Annotated in this window: 17 protein-coding genes; 4 read left to right on the top strand and 13 right to left on the bottom strand. The window is 51.5% G+C overall.

All coding sequences use genetic code 11. The annotated features are described in order from the left end of the window. Window positions 1-68: 68 nt before the first annotated feature. A complete protein-coding gene (gene lexA / locus MD588_RS12080; protein ID WP_265697536.1) occupies window positions 69-689 on the bottom strand; it encodes a transcriptional repressor LexA in 621 nt (206 codons plus the stop codon). A 323-nt stretch (window positions 690-1012) separates the two neighbouring features. On the opposite strand from lexA, the gene plsB reads away from it, so the two are divergent. Then, window positions 1013-3463, top strand: coding sequence for a glycerol-3-phosphate 1-O-acyltransferase PlsB (gene plsB, locus MD588_RS12075; RefSeq protein WP_265697535.1), 2451 nt, complete (start codon window positions 1013-1015; stop codon window positions 3461-3463). 389 nt (window positions 3464-3852) lie between these two features. Here the strand turns inward: plsB and ubiA are convergent, their stop codons facing one another. Together ubiA and MD588_RS12065 are read right to left on the bottom strand one after the other, a co-directional pair. Then, complete coding sequence (ubiA, locus tag MD588_RS12070; RefSeq protein ID WP_265697533.1) at window positions 3853-4713, bottom strand: 4-hydroxybenzoate octaprenyltransferase; 861 nt, start codon at window positions 4711-4713, stop codon at window positions 3853-3855. Next, entirely contained in the window at window positions 4704-5252 is a 549-nt protein-coding gene (locus tag MD588_RS12065; RefSeq protein ID WP_265697531.1) for a chorismate--pyruvate lyase family protein, read from the bottom strand. The genes ubiA and MD588_RS12065 overlap by 10 nt, the downstream gene beginning before the upstream one ends. A gap of 169 nt (window positions 5253-5421) precedes the next feature. Between MD588_RS12065 and MD588_RS12060 the strand changes: the two genes are divergently transcribed. Then, complete coding sequence (locus tag MD588_RS12060) at window positions 5422-5835, top strand: flagellar basal body-associated protein FliL (protein WP_265697530.1); 414 nt, start codon at window positions 5422-5424, stop codon at window positions 5833-5835. A gap of 68 nt (window positions 5836-5903) precedes the next feature. Here MD588_RS12060 and glpD read toward each other — a convergent pair whose 3' ends face one another. From glpD to ftsY, 9 genes are all read right to left on the bottom strand, one after another. Further along, entirely contained in the window at window positions 5904-7424 is a 1521-nt protein-coding gene (gene glpD / locus MD588_RS12055) for a glycerol-3-phosphate dehydrogenase (protein ID WP_265697529.1), read from the bottom strand. A gap of 212 nt (window positions 7425-7636) precedes the next feature. Then, window positions 7637-8398: a DeoR/GlpR family transcriptional regulator gene (locus tag MD588_RS12050; RefSeq protein ID WP_265697693.1), complete on the bottom strand. Its 762-nt coding sequence runs from the start codon at window positions 8396-8398 to the stop codon at window positions 7637-7639. Window positions 8399-8495: 97 nt separating this feature from the next. Next, the gene (gene glpT, locus MD588_RS12045) at window positions 8496-9866 is read right to left on the bottom strand and encodes a glycerol-3-phosphate transporter (protein WP_265697528.1); all 1371 of its coding nucleotides are present in this window, start codon (window positions 9864-9866) and stop codon (window positions 8496-8498) included. A 276-nt stretch (window positions 9867-10142) separates the two neighbouring features. Then, the gene (glpG, locus tag MD588_RS12040) at window positions 10143-10973 is read right to left on the bottom strand and encodes a rhomboid family intramembrane serine protease GlpG (protein ID WP_265697527.1); all 831 of its coding nucleotides are present in this window, start codon (window positions 10971-10973) and stop codon (window positions 10143-10145) included. A gap of 20 nt (window positions 10974-10993) precedes the next feature. Beyond that, window positions 10994-11323, bottom strand: a complete 330-nt coding sequence (gene glpE / locus MD588_RS12035) for a thiosulfate sulfurtransferase GlpE (protein ID WP_265697525.1) — start codon at window positions 11321-11323, stop codon at window positions 10994-10996. Between the two features lie 520 nt (window positions 11324-11843). Then, the gene (gene rpoH / locus MD588_RS12030; RefSeq protein WP_265697524.1) at window positions 11844-12704 is read right to left on the bottom strand and encodes an RNA polymerase sigma factor RpoH; all 861 of its coding nucleotides are present in this window, start codon (window positions 12702-12704) and stop codon (window positions 11844-11846) included. A gap of 122 nt (window positions 12705-12826) precedes the next feature. Further along, entirely contained in the window at window positions 12827-13753 is a 927-nt protein-coding gene (gene ftsX / locus MD588_RS12025) for a permease-like cell division protein FtsX (protein ID WP_265697523.1), read from the bottom strand. After that, a complete protein-coding gene (gene ftsE, locus MD588_RS12020; RefSeq protein ID WP_265697522.1) occupies window positions 13743-14411 on the bottom strand; it encodes a cell division ATP-binding protein FtsE in 669 nt (222 codons plus the stop codon). The genes ftsX and ftsE overlap by 11 nt, the downstream gene beginning before the upstream one ends. A gap of 3 nt (window positions 14412-14414) precedes the next feature. Beyond that, a complete protein-coding gene (ftsY, locus tag MD588_RS12015) occupies window positions 14415-15809 on the bottom strand; it encodes a signal recognition particle-docking protein FtsY (RefSeq protein WP_265697521.1) in 1395 nt (464 codons plus the stop codon). Between the two features lie 187 nt (window positions 15810-15996). Between ftsY and rsmD the strand changes: the two genes are divergently transcribed. Continuing rightward, complete coding sequence (rsmD, locus tag MD588_RS12010) at window positions 15997-16602, top strand: 16S rRNA (guanine(966)-N(2))-methyltransferase RsmD (RefSeq protein ID WP_265697520.1); 606 nt, start codon at window positions 15997-15999, stop codon at window positions 16600-16602. Then, the gene (locus MD588_RS12005; RefSeq protein ID WP_265697519.1) at window positions 16599-16865 is read left to right on the top strand and encodes a DUF1145 domain-containing protein; all 267 of its coding nucleotides are present in this window, start codon (window positions 16599-16601) and stop codon (window positions 16863-16865) included. The genes rsmD and MD588_RS12005 overlap by 4 nt, the downstream gene beginning before the upstream one ends. Before the next feature lie 109 nt (window positions 16866-16974). Here MD588_RS12005 and MD588_RS12000 read toward each other — a convergent pair whose 3' ends face one another. Beyond that, window positions 16975-17568, bottom strand: coding sequence for a YhgN family NAAT transporter (locus MD588_RS12000; RefSeq protein WP_265697518.1), 594 nt, complete (start codon window positions 17566-17568; stop codon window positions 16975-16977). Between the last annotated feature and the right edge of the window lie 39 nt (window positions 17569-17607).

Here is a 17607-nt window from a genome sequence, read left to right as displayed (position 1 = left end):
ACAACTTGGTGTAGCCGGCAATAATGGATGAGACTATCGACCAGGAGAAATAACCGACGTCAGCAAGATCACATCCAGTCAGCGTTACGGATCACCCCGACAGCAATCCCCTCAATGGACAAATGCTGATGGTTAAGATCAACGACAATCGGCTCAAACTCTTCATTTTCGGCATGCAGCAGAACCTGGGAGCCTTTTTTCTCCAGGCGCTTCACGGTGACATCATCCTCAACACGGGCTACCACCACCTGGCCATTATGGACATCCTGCGTTTTGTGCACGGCCAATAGGTCGCCATCCATAATACCGATGTCTTTCATACTCATGCCGTTGACCCGCAGCAGAAAATCAGCACGCGGTTTAAACAGCGTCGGATCCACCTCATAGTGGGTTTCCACATGTTCCTGGGCCAGAATCGGCTCGCCGGCAGCAACCTGGCCGATCAACGGCAGCCCCTGCTCTTCCTGCTCATCATTATTGAGCAACAGGCGAATTCCCCGCGAGGCCCCCGGAATTATCTCAATCACTTCTTTACGGGCTAATGCTTTCAGGTGCTCTTCAGCAGCATTGGCAGAGCGGAAACCGAGTTCACGGGCAATTTCTGCGCGTGTTGGCGGCATTCCAGAATCTTCAATTTTTGCTTTGATCAAATCAAAGACTTCTTGTTGGCGCGGCGTTAACGGTTTCATGACTCACCCTGTCTTTTTATACAGTTCACTGTGAGTATATCCAGTGTTAACCAGCTTGAAAAGGCATTGTTTACGAAAAGAGCAATTTCCCATAGCTTGGATTCAATTACCGGCACAAGCCTATTACGCATGTCTCCCACCAAATGGCATAAATCTGCAAACAAGCTAAATAATCAAATAACGCTTCTCTCAACAACAATTAGTTAGTGGAAAACATCATTCAAAATGATATTTAACCGCAAGTATGTGGCATTTCGCTGCAAAACGCCGCGCATTTTCTGCTATCCTTGCGACGCATTAAGAATTCGAGGCTAGTTAAAGACATGTCAAGTTGGCAGAAAATCTATCAAAAATTATTGAATTTGCCGCTTTCTCTGCTGGTTAAAACCCATTCAATTCCCTCTGATCCCATGGCAGATCTGGAATTAGATTTAGAACGACCGATTATTTATATCCTGCCGTTTCGCTCTAATACCGATTTGATGACATTGCGCAGCAGTACCCAAGAGTTGGGGCTGCCTGATCCATTGTCGCCATTGGAAGTGGGCGGCAAATCCTATGTTCGCTATGTGTATATTTCCGATGGCCCTAGTGTGTTCGGTTCCGACGGCGAGCTTCCGCAAGAATCCATCGAGCTGTTTACTGCCCTGCTGGAGCAGCACAAGCAAGACTGCGAGCTCGATATCCAGGTCGTCCCGGCTTCCATCCTCTGGGGCAGAAAACCCGGCAAGGAAGAGAACCACAAACCAGTCCTGCGTCCGCTCAATGGTCCAGAAAAGTTCTTTACCATTCTGGGGCATGGCCGGGACTGTATGGTACGCCTGAGCCCGACCGTGTCGCTGCGCTATATGGCCGATCACCACGGTACCGACGACTCTATCGCCCACAAACTGGCTCGCGTAGCCAAAATCCACTTCTCGCGTCAGCAACTGGCGGCTTCCGGTCCGAAACTGCCGGATCGCCAAGTCCTGTTCAAGCGACTGCTGGCCTCCAAAGCCATCGAAAAAGTCGTGGCGGAAGAAGCCCAAAGCCGTGACGTACCGATCGAGAAAGTGCGCAAAGAAGCCATTGATATGATGGAAGAGATTGCAGCCGACTTCTCCTATTCACTGATCAAGCGCGGCGAGCGTTTCCTCGGCTGGCTATGGAACAAGCTCTACCAGGGGCTGAACATCCATAATGCCCAGCGGGTACGCAAACTGGCGCAAGATGGCCACGAAATTGTCTACGTTCCCTGCCACCGCAGCCACATGGACTACTTGCTGCTGTCCTACGTCTTGTACCGCGAAGGCCTGGTACCGCCGCATATTGCAGCCGGTATCAACCTGAACTTCTTCCCGGCCGGACCCATTTTCCGTCGTGGCGGCGCGTTCTTCATCCGCCGTAGCTTCAAGGGCAACCGCCTGTACTCGACGGTGTTCCGTGAATACCTGTCCGAGCTGTTTGCCAAAGGCTATTCGGTAGAATACTTCAGTGAAGGTGGGCGCTCCCGTACCGGTCGCCTGCTGCCGGCGAAAACCGGGATGCTGTCCATGACCATCCAGGCGATGCTGCGCGGCCTGAACCGTCCGGTCACTCTGGTTCCTGTCTATATCGGCTACGAACATGTGATGGAAGTGGCCACCTATGCCAATGAGCTACGCGGCAAGCGCAAGGAAAAGGAAAACGTCGGCCAGGTGCTGCGTACCCTACGCAAACTGCGCAACCTCGGTCAGGGTTATGTGAACTTCGGTGAGCCTATTTCGCTGAACCACTACCTCAACGACCATGCTCCTGAATGGCATAAAGACATCGATCCAATTGAACCGCAGCGCCCGCAATGGCTTAGCCCGGTGGTCAATGACTTGGCTAACAAGATGATGACCCATATCAACGATGCCGCGGCGACCAATGCACTGACCCTATGTGCCCTGGCACTGCTATCCTCACGCCAGCGTGCCCTGAGCCGAGAAGAGCTTGAGCAGCAAATGGACTGCTACCTGCAGTTGCTGCGCAACGTGCCTTACTCAGACCAATGCACAATGCCGGAAGAAGATGCGGCGACGCTGGTCAGCCATGCAATAGAAATGGACAAGTTCGTCGTCGAGCGTGACAGCCTGGGCGAGATCATCTCGCTGAACCGCCAGCAATCGATCCTGATGACCTACTATCGCAACAATATTATTCATTTGTTTGCGTTGCCGTCATTGATTGCCCATATCGTGGTTCAGCATCAGCGTCTAAGCGTGGCAGCTATCCACGAACAAGTCGAGTTGCTGTACCCGTTCCTCAAAGCCGAGCTGTTCCTGCGCTACGAGAAAGAGGATCTGAAGGCGGCAATTGATGCCCAAATCGACGAGCTGATCCGTCAGCGTCTTCTGCTGAATGACGGTGAATATATTGCATTGAACAATGCCCGCATCGGCCCATTGCAGCTACTGGCCCGTACCATCTCCGAGACATTGCAGCGCTACGCAATTGCTCTGACCTTGCTACGCTCCGAGCCGCAACTGATGAAGAGCGATCTAGAACAGCAGAGCCAGATGATGGCCCAGCGCCTGAGTCGCCTGCACGGTATCAACGCACCTGAGTTCTTCGACAAAGGGGTATTTGCTACCTTGGTCAAAACCCTGCGCAGCGAAGGCTACCTCAATGATGAATGTCATGCCGTTTCTCGCCCGGTTGAAACACTGGCCGAACTACTGGCAGCATTGGTTTCTCCGGAAGTGAAACTGACTATCCAGGCCGTGATGAACCGAGAAGACAAGAGCGAAGATATCAATCCTAGCGCCTAGAACCTAGAACCTAGAACCTAGAACCTAGAACCTAGAACCTAGAACCTAGAACCTAGAACCTAGAACCTAGAAAGGCTAAAAGCTGGCTCTGTTAAGAGCCAGCTTTTTTATATCTGCAAACCGTTGTTAGGCAGCCAGTGCAGCTTTTGGACTATAGGTAACCAATAGCTCGCAAACCTGTACAACCATATAAAAAATAAGCTAAACCACTGTTACAAAAGACAATTACTTGGAAGCGTCAAGTTCTGCGCCATCATATCAAACAGCTTGTACAGCTTTTCGCTTACAGGAGGTCAAAAGCCTCATCAGTTACCAGCGACCAAACAACCCAGTCGACAGAGGCAAAAAAAGCGCCCTCAGGCGCTTTTTCTCGTCTTCATTAACCGTGATCAGTTCAGGCAGACACTGGCGACCATACCGAGGCAGACCAACATCCCAACATAGTTGTTATTGAGAAATGCCTTGAAGCAGGGCTCGCGTTCGCGGCCGCGGATCAGCATCTGCTGGTAGACAAACAACGCCGCCGCTGCCAGCAGGAACCAGAAGTAAATCTGGGGCAATGCCAGTACCGCGCCAATCGAAATCAGTACAACCAGTGCCGCCAGCTGTAGTAAGCCGATAATAATTTTGTCAAAACGCCCGAACAGGATCGCCGTAGACTTGATCCCGACCTTCACATCATCGTCACGGTCGACCATCGCATACTGGGTATCATAGGCAATCGTCCACAAAATATTGGCAACAAACAACAACCAGGCTGTTACGGGCAGCTCACCGGCCTGTGCCGCATACGCCATCGGGATTGACCAGCCAAATGCCATCCCCAAAACCAACTGAGGCAAGTGGGTATAGCGTTTCATGAACGGATAAGCCGCTGCCAGCAGCAAGCCGACCACCGATAGCATGATGGTCAGGGTATTCATGGTCAGCACCAGCAAAAAAGAAACCAGCACCAGTAGGCCGAACAGCCCAAGCGCTTCACGTTCAGAGATCCTGCCCGACGGCATAGGACGCTGGGCTGTACGCTTAACATGGCCGTCAAAGTTACGATCGGCAAAGTCGTTAATCACGCACCCGGCCGCCCGCATAAAGATCACGCCAAGTACAAACACCACCAAGACCTGGGGATCAGGAAAACCGTCAGCAGCCAGAAATAATGCCCATAACGTTGGCCAAAGCAGCAACAAACTGCCGATCGGGCGATCAAATCGCGCTAACTGCCAATAGGCTTTGGCTTTGGTCATTTCCAACTTTGACTCTCCTTTGCATACACCGGTGCATCCTCTAAAAACAGCTCTGCCACCAGCAGGGGTTTTTCATTGATCCATAATCGGGAGCGGCGGGCCCACAATGGCCTGTCGTCCGATCCCACATTCGCCACCACCAATGCATCACGTCGAGCACTGCGATCGGTAAATACCCGAAAACCCAGCGGCATTTCACCGAGCTGCTCCAAGTCACTCTCCTGCCCAGTCAGTGTCGGCAATGGGATAAGAGTACGGGCAAACACCCAAGGTGTGCCGTCTCCCATCAGAACAACCTTACGCAGCAGGCAGTCTACATCACCAATTAAGGCACGTTCATCGTCCAGCAACTGCGATTTTTCTATCTTTAACTGCTCAATCAATGACACCGTAAAGTGGTCACAATGGCGCTGAAAACGACGCGACAATGAATCCGGTTCAAGCAACCAATGCCCAAACTCAGTCCCTTCAACGGCTGTTTCTTCTGGTGCCTGCCACTGGGCACGATCCAGCAAGGGTTTATACAACTGCTTGAATTTCGACATTTTTCCAATAAAACTTCCACCAAATAGCCATCTAAGGCTTGGTAGATTACGGTTAATTTATTACCATGAAGAAACACTATTGTAGCAAGCTGTAACGGGTACGAATATCGTTACGATCGAAAGAACGCAATTCATTGCCTGAAAAGGCTGTAAATCCATGAGTGTAATAATGAAACCGACAATCTTTGGCTTTACCCTGCTTTTTGCCGCCCTGCTGGCCCCCAATTATGCCGCAGCGGAAGATGCAGCCATGGCGACACCACAATACACTTATTACACCCTCGAGCCCGACATCACGACCAACTATGTCACCCAGGGTAAGAGGATTGGATACCTGCGGCTGCAGGTCGACCTTATGGTGGCCGATCCCGACCTCATTCAGCAGGTCGAGCATCATGCTCCACTGATCCGTGATGCTATCATCAACATCATCGGCCAGCAGCCAGAGGCCAGGATTAAATCCCTGGCAGGCCGTGAAGAAGTTCGCCAGCTCTGCCTTAATAAGGTCAATGAGCTGCTGATTGCCGAAACCAACCAAAAAATCCTGACCGAGCTGTTATTTACCAAATACCTCTATCAGTGATCACCGCTTGGCGATCAAAAAAGGCGCCTGATGGGCGCCTTTTTCGTTAACTCAGCAACGCGTGGCTTTTACGCAGCCGCCGCTGGCTGCGACTGAGACTTTACCGCAATATAATCCGCCACCGCTTTCTGCTGCTCCGCACTCAAATACAGGCCGAGCTTACTCCGGCGCCACAAGGCATCTTCGGCCAGCTGCACAAATTCATGCTCAATCAAATAATCCAGCTCAAGGGCATAGAGTCCTTCGCCGAAATGCTGCCCCATATCCGACTCCGTGTTCATGCCATCAAGCAATTTAAGCGCATAGCTGCCATAGTTAGTAGCCAGCCTCTCAACCGTTAAGCGCGACAGCCACGGACACTGTTGCTGCAGGTGAGACGCGAGCTTAGTGCCATCGAAGTCCGCCTCTCCGCCCGGCAGGTAGGCCTCTGCGGTCCACGGCGCTCCCATATGCGGGAAGAATGGCGCCAGCTTGGTCATGGCCGCCTCAGCCAACTTACGGTACGTCGTCAACTTGCCACCAAAAATCGACAGTATTGGTGCTTCGGTGCCTTGTTGCTGCAACTCCAGAGTATAGTCTCGGGTGATCGCCTGCGGTGAGTCCGATTCGTCATCACAGAGCGGCCTTACCCCACTGTAAGTCCAGACCACATCCTGACGCTCCAGCTTCTTGGTGAAGTGGTTATTGTAAACCTCTAGCAAGTAGCTGATTTCTTTGTCATCTATCGCTACCTCACGCGGATCGCCCTGATATTCCACATCCGTTGTACCGATAATCGAGAAACGGTCAAGATAGGGGATCACAAACACAATTCGGTTATCTTCATTTTGCAGAATATAGGCCTGTGGCTGGTCGTGGACTCGCGGAACCACTATGTGAGAGCCTTTGATTAAGCGAATATTACGTGGGGACTTAGCTTCCAGGCTCTGGTCGTAGAAAGCCTTCACCCAAGGGCCAGCAGCATTGACCAAGGCACGGGCCTTACGTTCAAAGGTTTCACCGCTCAGCGTATCTCGTACGGTCACACGCCACAGCCCGTCTTCCTGTATCGCTTTTTCCACTTTACAGCGATTGCGCACCTCGCCCCCACGGGCAGCCACTTCCATCGCATTAAGCACGACCAGACGAGCATCGTCGACCCAACAGTCAGAATACTCAAACCCTTTGGTGATTTCCGGTATCAATACGGAATCTTGGCCGAACTTCAGCCCCTGGCTGGCTGGCAGTGTGGTGCGCTTACCCAAGTGATCATAGAGGAACAGGCCGGCACGGATCATCCAGGCCGGGCGCAGGTGCGGACGGTGTGGCAGGCGAAAGCGCATTGGACGGGCAATATGCGGAATTTTTCGTAGCAGCACTTCGCGCTCTGCCAATGCCTCACCAACCAAACGGAATTCATAGTGCTCAAGGTAGCGTAACCCGCCATGGATCAGTTTCGAGCTGGCCGATGACGTCGCGGACGCAAAATCACTGGCCTCAAACAAGCCGACACTCAGGCCGCGACCAGATGCGTCAGCAGCAATACCGGCCCCGTTGATCCCACCACCAACGACAATTAAATCCAAAACCTCAGTTGTTGCTACCGTCATACTCTACCTCACCCGAAATCAAAAAGTTCCAAAACGCTCGCTCATGCTCGATAACGAACATCATAGACAATGTATTGATCAAGATCATCATTAATATGTTCGTTTTTACGCATAAAGTAGATCGTGCTAGCAATACGAAAAAAAACGGGCTGCCATTTCTGGCAGCCCGTCAATATCTTGATTGGCAGAGTGAAGCCTGCCAAACCGGAGCGTTAACTGATAATTTCCGTATGGATCTCGTGCTCGACCAATCGCTTAGATAGCTCGGCAGGTGGTTCCTGATCGGTAAATAGCATATCGATCTGGCTGATATCACCAAGATTGACCATCGCATTACGACCGAACTTAGTATGATCGACACCCAGCATTACGCAGCGGCTATTCTCAATAATCGCCTGCTTGACGCGTACCTCGTGGTAGTCAAAATCCAGCAATGAACCATCGAGATCAATCCCGCTGATCCCCATGATGCCGAAGTCCAACCGGAACTGGGAGATGAAATCCAGGGTTGCCTCGCCGACAATACCGCCATCACGGTTGCGAACCTCGCCCCCTGCCAGGATGACCCGAAAGTCATCTTTGCCAGTCAGGATACTGGCGACGTTAAGGTTATTCGTGACAACGCGCAGATCGTTATGCTCCAACAAGGCGCGGGCAACCGCCTCCGGCGTCGTCCCGATATCGATAAACAGCGTCGCACCGTCCGGGATATGCTGCACCATCGCCTGTGCAATACAGTCTTTTTCTGCCAACTGCATCACCTTACGGGTGCTGTAAGAGGTATTGACGGAGCTGGACGGGATCGTGGCACCACCGTGGTGACGGCGGATTTTATTATCTGCGGCCAGCTCGTTAAGATCACGGCGGATAGTTTGAGGACTCACGTTAAAACGCTCAACAAGATCGTCAGTGCTGACGTAGCCCTGGGTTTTAACGAGATCGATGATTTCCTGGTGACGTTTGCTTTGCTTCACTGCTAACGCTGCTCCTAGTTGCAACAAGGCTCCGCGAATGCGAAGCCTTGTCATATTACCTACAGCGCTATCAAGATGCCAATGATGGCGCTCTCAATCACGCACTTTGTTCCACTTGTTTACCCTCGACTTCTTTGTGAAGCTTGCTTTCACCAATCAGTGCCAGGGTCAGGAAGAAAATAGACATGCCACAAGATGCAGTTAACACCATGAAGCCGCCATCCCAACCGAAGTGGTCAACGGTGTAGCCAAGGACTGCGTTCGCTGCAACCGCACCACCCAGGTAACCGAACAGACCCGTCAGACCGGCAGCAGTACCCGCCGCTTTCTTCGGAGCCAGCTCTAGGGCATACAGACCGATCAGCATAACTGGGCCGTAGATCAGGAAGCCGATAGCAACCAGCGCAATCATATCGATAGTCGGGTTACCGGCCGGGTTGAACCAGTAGACCAATACTGCCACGGTAACCAATGCCATGAACAGGATACCTGCCGGTGCACGACGGCCCTTAAAGAATTTATCCGACATCCAGCCACATAGCAGCGTACCCGGGATACCTGCCCACTCATACAGGAAGTAAGCCCAAGACGATTTGTCGACGGTGAAGTGCTTCGCTTCGCTCAGGTAGACCGGCGCCCAGTCCAATACCCCGTAGCGGATCATGTAGACAAAAGCATTCGCAATAGCGATGAACCATAGCAGCTTGTTATTGAACACATACTTAAAGAAGATTTCCTTCGCGGTCATCTCTTTTTCGTGTGACTCGTCGTAGTTATCTGGGTAATCGTTCTTGTGCTCTTCGATTGACGGCAAGCCACAAGACTGAGGCGTATCACGCATCACCAATAGAGTGAAAGCGGCCACCAACAGGGCAAAGAAAGCCGGAACATAGAAGGCTGTGCGCCAGTCGTCATTGAATGCCCACAGGCCAAGCAGGAACATCGGGCCAATCAAGCCACCACCCACGTTATGGGCAACGTTCCATACCGATACAATTTCACCACGCTCTTTGCGTGACCACCAGTGCACCATGGTCCGGCCACAGGCAGGCCACCCCATCCCCTGGAACCAGCCGTTCAGGAACAGCAAGATAAACATCGCAGCAATACTGCCCGTTGCCCATGGCATGAAGCCGAAGCACAACATGACCAACGCTGACATCGTCAGACCAGCCGCCAGGAAGTAGCGAGGATTCGAACGGTCCGATACGCTCCCCATCAGGAATTTGGACAAGCCGTAGGCAATAGAAACGGCCGCCAACGCCACGCCCAGATCACCGCGGCTATAACCGTATTCTTCAATCAGGAAAGGCATTGCCAGACTGAAGTTTTTACGTACTAGGTAGTAACCGGCATAACCGAAGAAGATACCGGCGAAGAGTTGCCAACGGAGGCGCTTATATACGGGATCGACCTGTCCATCAGACAGACGCTCCGCATGCATAGCGGGTTTAAAGATGCCAAACATAAAATGTTCCTTAAAAATCTTGTTGTTGTTTTAGCGATGGTTTGCGTAAACGCAAATGTAGGGCGAGCGAAAATAAACAAAATCACTCAATGTGTGCAAATTATTGCTCGAATGAAGATAAGAAAATGTGAAAAGAATCAAATACGAAGATTTAATTTTCAGTAATGGTGCTTTTACTCTATTTTTTTGACGAATGTCTGAGTCACATTGGCAAATCAACAGCAGGGGTGAACTTAAACTTGGCCAAGTTCACCGCTGAAATTGACAACAAACGTCCTAGCGTCGAAGCTTGGCATCCACCAAGGCCAGCCCACAGCCGCTGATCAAACCAAACAAGTGGGCCATGTTGGCCACCGACATTCCAAACGGCTGGGCAAAGCCCAATACCAGCCAAGCCAGCATAAAGGCGACATAGGGTTTGGGGATCGATAAACCACGCTGCGGGGCCAGCCACCCCATCCACCAGATATAGCCCAATAGCGCGTACACCACACCAGAAAGGCCACCAAAATTCGGGCCATGCAGCCAAAATTGCGCAAAGCCTGAAACCAGCGCCGAAATCAAAAAGAGCTGCACCAGCTTGGCACTGCCACTGTGACGCTCCAGCTGCCCGCCGAGGATCCACCACCATAAGCAATTAAAGATAATATGCAGGGTGGAAAAATGGATCAGGGCATGGGTAAAGAAACGCCATAGCTGCCACTGATCACCCTCCATCAGCGGAAAATGAAACACATTAAACACAGGCTGCTGTAAACCAAGCAGCCAGAGCCCATAGATCGCAATGGCGACGACCATCACTGACAGGCTGAACGGTCCCGCCTGGGACTTAATGATTGCCAGCAGATCCGGACTGCCATAATGGAACTTTGCCGTTCGGGTTTCTGCCGTGTCCCAGGAAGCCGCCTGATACTTGGTATCGTGCGGGTTGTTCAAAAACTGGTTCAACTCAGCCTGTACTTCGACAAGGTGCTGGGTGTCCTCCAGCCAGATTGCAAACATCCCCTCCGGCTCCGGGGCCAAAGACAGGGCGATCCCCCGTGAGGCCATATAGTCGATAAACGCCTGTGCCTGGCGAGGATTGTTTAATCCGGCTAACCGATGCATCTGTCACTCCGCAAACAGGCCTATGCCCGTTGAATACAAGGATATGCCTGGCGGCGCCAGGCCTCGAAACCACCATCAAGACTATACACGGTTTCATAGCCTTGATTAATCAGGTATTGTGCCGCGCCCTGGCTGCTTACACCGTGATAGCACATCACAATGACAGGCTGCTCGAAGTCAACCTGATCCATAAACGCCACCATTGTATCATTAGTCAGGTGAAAGGCTGGCTCTGGGTGAGACAACGCGAAAGACTGCGGATCACGAATATCAACCAGCACGCCTCCAAGCTCTGGCTGCTGCAATAGTGCGTATGCCTGTTCAACCGAAATATGCTCAAACTGTTCCATGACTGCCTCGTTCTCTATCAGATCCGCTATTTTTATGAATAGCCTGTTATGTTGTTGAATCTCCCCATATCGGCTTGATCAGATCATCGGCTCAAAACGTGATGATCGTCCGTTTTGGGATCCCGGCCAAAAATGCAGGCCAAAATATTATTGCTGGCTATTGTACCCCACAAAGTTACTCACAACCTCGCACAGATAGTAGGGCTATCCCGGCTACGTCTTTTTAAGCGTAAACTCAGGTACGGCAAGGCGTCACCCGCCCCCTTCGCTCAGCCCCTCCCTTATGGCGCTCAAAATACCACCAGCTGTGGAAAAAACTGTGAATTGCGTTGATAATGTGTTTCGTCAAGATTGGATCCACTATATGTAGATCGGATCCGATCAAAAGCTGTGGATAACATTGGATATCATTCACAATGATACTCACAAACGTGAGGTATCTCTCAGAAATCAGGCATAAAAAAACCGGCGCAAGGCCGGTTTTCGAAAATTCTAAATTGTGGATAGTTTGCGAGGATCCTTAGATTGCGTCTCCGACGGCATCTTTGAGTTTCTTCATCGCATTCTTCTCCAGCTGACGGATCCTTTCAGCAGACACGCCATAGTGATCTGCCAATTCCTGCAACGTCGCTTTTTGCTCGTCTAACCAACGCGAGCGGACAATATGCTGGCTACGCTCATCAAGACCACCCAAAGCCTGCGACAGGCGATTATTCGCATGGGCTTCCCAGTTATTCTCTTCAAAGCTCAATGCCACATCCGACGACTTGTCTTCAAGAAAATAAACCGGTGCCGTATAGCCGCCGTCACGATCATCATCTTCAGAGGGCATTTCGAAAGTTGGATCCTGGGCTGCAAGACGTGATTCCATCTCGCGAACCTCACTGGCCTCAACACCCAGTTGCTCAGCAACCATCTCGACTTCGGCATTATTAAACCAGCCAAGACGCTTTTTCGACTTACGGAGATTAAAGAACAGCTTGCGCTGGGCCTTAGTGGTGGCAACCTTCACAATACGCCAGTTACGCAGAACATATTCGTGAATTTCAGCCTTTATCCAGTGCACAGCAAAGGAAACCAGACGCACTCCGACTTCAGGGTTGAAACGTTTTACCGCTTTCATCAGGCCAATGTTGCCTTCCTGAACCAAATCAGCCATTGGTAGGCCATAACCAGAATAGCCACGTGCCACATGCACAACAAAACGTAGGTGAGACATGACCAGACCTTTCGCCGAATCGATATCACCATCATAATGCAGACGCTCAGCTAACTCGCGTTCCTGCTCGGCCGACAGCATTGGATAGCTGTTAACGCTCTGGATATAACTATCCAGACTGTCTGCAGAAACTAAAGCCATTGATGTCATCTCTTGTGCCATCCAACAAACCTCGTGTGTTTTTTGTACCAATGGGAAATTGCTTGAACCTGTAATAATGCCCAGAAACAGAGCACCTTTGCAAGCGAGTCGCGTAATTTACACCATTTATAGAGTTAAAAACGTCAGATAGGTTCAATTTCTTTCAAATGGCGGCCGGCAGAAAGACGTGCTGCCAACAGGCCAAGAAACGATGCTGTCATCAATAAAATCAAGGTCTCATCCCAGCGTAACCCGACCATGCGAAAACTGCTGTCATATAACGAGGCCAACTTTGCAACCGCACCATCAAGCAGTATAGTCACGATAGCCGTCAATACCCAGGCCACGATCCCGCCAATCAAGCCATACCAGACCCCGGTATAGAGATAGGGACGCAGAATAAAACTGTCGGTCGCCCCGACCAGTTTCATGACCTGAATTTCATCTTTCTGGTTCTGGACCTGCAGGCGTAACGTATTGCCGACAATCAGAAAAACCGCAAACAACATCAGCCCGGACATCAACAGGGCCAGAGTCACCGCCAGCTCTTTAATTGCAGCCAGTCGCTGCAGCCAGTCACTGTCCAGCCGGACTTCGTTCACTGTTGGTTCGGTGCGGATCTTGGCTGCCAGTTGGATCGCCTTGTCGCTACCCTGCCATGCAACAACCGGGCGTACCACCACGACCGCCGGCAGCGGGTTTTCGTCCAGCAGGCTCAGCGCCTGATCAAAGCCCGCATGCTCGCGAAAGTCCTGCAATCCCTGACGAGGAGAAATATAGTCGACGGATTCGACTTCCGGCCAGGACTGCAGCTGATCACTAAACTGGCTGGCCACTGGATCAGCAATATTTTGCTCCAGATACAAGGTCAGTTGCGTGGGATTCTGCCAGGCTTGAGCCACCAAAGTGACATTCTTCGCCAGCAGATAGAAACTGGCTGGCAACGTCAAGGCAAAGGCCAGCACAGCCAGAGTCAGGAAATTACCCAGCGGACGTCGCATCAACTCAGTTAGTGCTTCCTGACATTGCTGCTTGTGCACAGCAAAGAAACCATTTTGCTTACGCGCCACGTGCCATCTCCCTTAGGTGTCCTTGCTGCAAATCGAAACGCCGGTAATTATGAGTGGTCAACAGCGATGTGTCGTGGGTTGCCATCAGCACACTGACGCCAACCCGATTGAACTCTTCAAACAACCGCATGACCTGCTGAGACAATTCAGCATCGAGGTTACCGGTCGGCTCATCTGCCAGCAATAACCTCGGCTTATTGACCACGGCACGGGCAATCCCGACGCGTTGCTGCTCACCACCGGACAGCTGAGCCGGCAGACAACGGGCCTTGTCTAGCAAGCCAACCTTATCCAATGCCGCAGACACCCGTCGCTTAATTTCATTCTCCGTTGCCTGCTCGACCCGCAGCGGCATAGCGACATTGTCATATACCGTGCGCCCCATCAGCAGCTTGTGATCCTGAAAAATAATCCCGATGTTGCGTCGCAGAAAGGGGATCTGCTTGTTATCAATGCGGGTAATTTCATGGCCATTGAAAAAAATCTGGCCATCACTCGGCCGCTCAATCGCACAGATCAGCTTCAGCAGGGTACTCTTACCCGCACCGGAATGGCCGGTCAAAAAAGCCATGTCTGCCTGTTGCAGATGAAAGTCTACTTTTTGCAGGGCTTGGCGCCCACCACGGTAAGCCTTACTTACCTGCTGAAACCGAATCACGATTTATTCCTCGTCGCTAAACAGAGCTTCAATAAATTCACTCGCCGCAAACGGACGCAAGTCATCAATGCCTTCACCGATCCCGATATAACGGATCGGGATATTGAACTGATCGGCAACGGCAAAAATCACCCCGCCCTTCGCCGTACCGTCCAGCTTGGTGATCGTGATCCCCGATACCGGAGCGACTTCACTGAACAGTTTCGCCTGGCTAATCGCATTCTGACCCGTACCGGCATCGACAGTCAGCATAATTTCGTGCGGCGCCTGTGGATCAACCTTCTTCATAACGCGCACAATCTTGCGCAGCTCTTCCATCAGGTTGCCCTTGTTCTGCAGGCGGCCTGCCGTATCGGCAATCACTACGTCAACATTACGTGCCTTGGCAGATTCAATCGCATCAAAAATAACCGAAGCGCTGTCAGCACCGGTATGCTGGGCAACAACAGGAACATTGTTACGCTCACCCCATACCTGCAACTGCTCAACCGCAGCAGCACGGAAGGTATCACCGGCAGCCAGCATCACCGACTTGCCTTCATTCTGGAACTGCTTGGCCAGCTTGCCGATAGTGGTTGTTTTACCCACACCGTTAACCCCAACCATCAAAATGACATACGGCTTCTTGCTGGTATCAACCACTAGCGGCTGCTCAACTTTCTCCAGCATTTCACCCAGCTCGTCTTTCAGCAGACCGTAGAGGGCTTCGCCATCCTTCAGATCTTTACTGCTGGCCTTCTCGGTCAGGTTTTCGATAATTTTCAGCGTAGTATCCATACCGACATCAGCAATAAGCAACTGCTCTTCCAGTTCCTCAAACAGCTCGTCATCGATTTTTTTACCGCTAAACAGACCAAAGAAGCCTGAGCCAAAGTTGGTTTTGGTCTTCTTGAGGCCACGCATCAGGCGGGCAAAGAAACCTTCACTCTTAGGCTTTTCCTGCTCGTGTACAGCAGGATCAGCGACAGCTTCCGTGTCTGCGGTCGCTTTCGCCGCGGCCAAGGCTTCAGCTTCTTCTGCCGCTTTCGCCGCTGCCAAGGCTTCGGCCTCTTCTTCCGCTTTCGCCGCTGCCAAGGCTTCGGCCTCTTCTGCCGCTTTCGCCGCTGCCAAGGCTTCGGCCTCTTCTGCCGCTTTCGCCGCTGCCAAGGCTTCGGCCTCTTCTGCCGCTTTCGCCGCTGCCTTGGCTTCGGCCTCTTCTGCCGCTTTCGCCGCTGCCAAGGCTTCGGCTTCTTCTGCCGCTTTCGCCGCTGCCGTTTCATCCTGAGCAGAGGCTGTCTGTGAGCCCTCCGCCTCTACGTCGACCTGTTGAGGGTCCTTGCTTTGTTCTGTTTGCTCGGCTTGTTCTTCAGAACCAAAACCCAGCCACGAAAATAATCCGCGTTTCTTTTTTTCTGCCATTGGCAAATCCTAGAGCTTGATTGGTACAATTTGCAGCCTAAAAACCGGTATAACTATGCCATATTTCACATAGAGCCACTATTTGCTCATATGGCTACCCAGCCTGAAAGCCACTGAATTCTCACTGAACTCTGCATCTTGAGGTAGTTTGGGTATACTATCATTTTCTAAACGGTCGAAGAAATCTATGACGAGACGCAGACAACAATCCGGGCGAAATATGCCAACTACCCGCCGGGAAGGGTTCGTAAGAATCATCAGTGGCCGCTGGCGCGGACGTAAACTTCCGGTTCATGATGTTGAAGGCCTCAGACCCACGACGGACCGTGTAAAAGAGACAGTTTTCAACTGGTTAGCACCAGATATTCATGAGGCAAAGTGCCTGGATCTGTTTACTGGCAGCGGTAGCTTGAGCTTCGAGGCACTGTCTCGTGGGGCACACAGTGTCACCATGCTGGAGTTGGACAAAAAAGCGGCCGACCAACTAGAAAAAAATCGCCTTACCGTCGGCGCCGACAATGCCAAAATCCATCAAACCGACAGCCTGGCCTTCCTCAGCCAGTCAGGTACACCACATGATATTGTCTTTATCGACCCGCCATTTCGAAAAAATTTGCTGCAAGAGGTGATCACCCTGCTGGAAACCAACGGCTGGCTGGCACCCCATGCCATAATTTATATCGAGGCAGAAAAAGAGCTAGGGGATCCCGATACACCGGCCCACTGGCATTTACACAAGGAAAAAACAGCCGGTCAAGTTTGTTACCGACTATTTGAGAGAGAGGATGCATGAAAGCGCTAATTTTATTGGCAAAAGCCGCCATCGGTTTTGTCTGGCTGGTGCTGCTGGTGAATATTTTTAATCCGTTTCCGGGCGTTGCCGCCATGGCACTGTATATCATGACGGGCTTCCTGCTGATGATGCACGGCCTGCAAATGCTGATCTTCATCGGTGCATTCGGCGACAAGATCACAATGAGCCGATGGGAAAAGTGGTCGATTCTGATCTTCGGTATCTTTGCCCTGCTCGACATCCGACGCAAGCATATGATGTAAATGCATAAAGCATGCTGACAATGGATAAAAAAGCGAGAGCCTTTTGGCTCTCGCTTTTTATTTTGATTCTGGGTTCTGATGGCCATCGGCCACTCTTTCCCAAATCGTTCTACCCGCCCAGTTGGAAGAAATTGCGTACCCCATCCAGGAACATCTGGGTCGACATCATAATCAACAGCAAACCCATCAGGCGCTCGACAGCCTTTAGGCCCTTCTCGCCCAACAGACGGTTAAATACTTCATAAAACATCAAAATAACAAACGATGCCCCCCAGGCCAGCAACACGGCCAGTACCCAGTCCCAGGTTCTCCCTGGCTCCTGGTTTGACAGTAGTAGCAAGGAGGCCAACACCGATGGTCCGGCAATCATCGGGATCGCCATCGGTACAATAAACGGCTCCTCGCCGGCAGCCAGACCCGTTACCCCGCCCGGCTGAGGGAAAATCATCCGGATCGCGATCAAAAACAGAATAATGCCGCCTGAAATACTGACCGTTTCCGCCGATACGTGCAGGAAATTAAGCAGGTTCTGGCCACCAAATAGGAAGGCCAGCAGAATAACCAAGGCGATCAGGAGCTCACGAACCATGATGACTCGCCGCCTTTTCGGCTCAATATGCCGCAGGATCGATAACATTACCGGCAGGTTACCGAGCGGATCCATGATCAAAAATAACATGACCGCCGCAGAGATTATTTCCACAAAGCAGACCTCAGACAGAGATTAATCGTAAGAAGATTA

It is taken from the genome of Photobacterium obscurum, from assembly GCF_026191635.1.
Classification (GTDB): Bacteria; Pseudomonadota; Gammaproteobacteria; order Enterobacterales; family Vibrionaceae; genus Photobacterium; species Photobacterium obscurum.
Note: the sequence above shows the minus strand (reverse complement) of the source record. Positions and strands in the feature narration are given on the sequence as shown.

Excerpts from the sequence above, each read along its gene's own strand:
- lexA (WP_265697536.1), bottom strand. The coding sequence starts at position 689 with ATGAAACCGTTAACGCCGCGCCAACAAGAAGTCTTTGATTTGATCAAA.
- plsB (WP_265697535.1), top strand. The coding sequence starts at position 1,013 with ATGTCAAGTTGGCAGAAAATCTATCAAAAATTATTGAATTTGCCGCTT.
- MD588_RS12065 (WP_265697531.1), bottom strand. The coding sequence starts at position 5,252 with ATGTCGAAATTCAAGCAGTTGTATAAACCCTTGCTGGATCGTGCCCAG.
- MD588_RS12060 (WP_265697530.1), top strand. The coding sequence starts at position 5,422 with ATGAAACCGACAATCTTTGGCTTTACCCTGCTTTTTGCCGCCCTGCTG.
- glpD (WP_265697529.1), bottom strand. The coding sequence starts at position 7,424 with ATGACGGTAGCAACAACTGAGGTTTTGGATTTAATTGTCGTTGGTGGT.
- glpT (WP_265697528.1), bottom strand. The coding sequence starts at position 9,866 with ATGTTTGGCATCTTTAAACCCGCTATGCATGCGGAGCGTCTGTCTGAT.
- glpG (WP_265697527.1), bottom strand. The coding sequence starts at position 10,973 with ATGCATCGGTTAGCCGGATTAAACAATCCTCGCCAGGCACAGGCGTTT.
- glpE (WP_265697525.1), bottom strand. The coding sequence starts at position 11,323 with ATGGAACAGTTTGAGCATATTTCGGTTGAACAGGCATACGCACTATTG.
- rpoH (WP_265697524.1), bottom strand. The coding sequence starts at position 12,704 with ATGGCACAAGAGATGACATCAATGGCTTTAGTTTCTGCAGACAGTCTG.
- ftsY (WP_265697521.1), bottom strand. The coding sequence starts at position 15,809 with ATGGCAGAAAAAAAGAAACGCGGATTATTTTCGTGGCTGGGTTTTGGT.
- rsmD (WP_265697520.1), top strand. The coding sequence starts at position 15,997 with ATGACGAGACGCAGACAACAATCCGGGCGAAATATGCCAACTACCCGC.
- MD588_RS12005 (WP_265697519.1), top strand. The coding sequence starts at position 16,599 with ATGAAAGCGCTAATTTTATTGGCAAAAGCCGCCATCGGTTTTGTCTGG.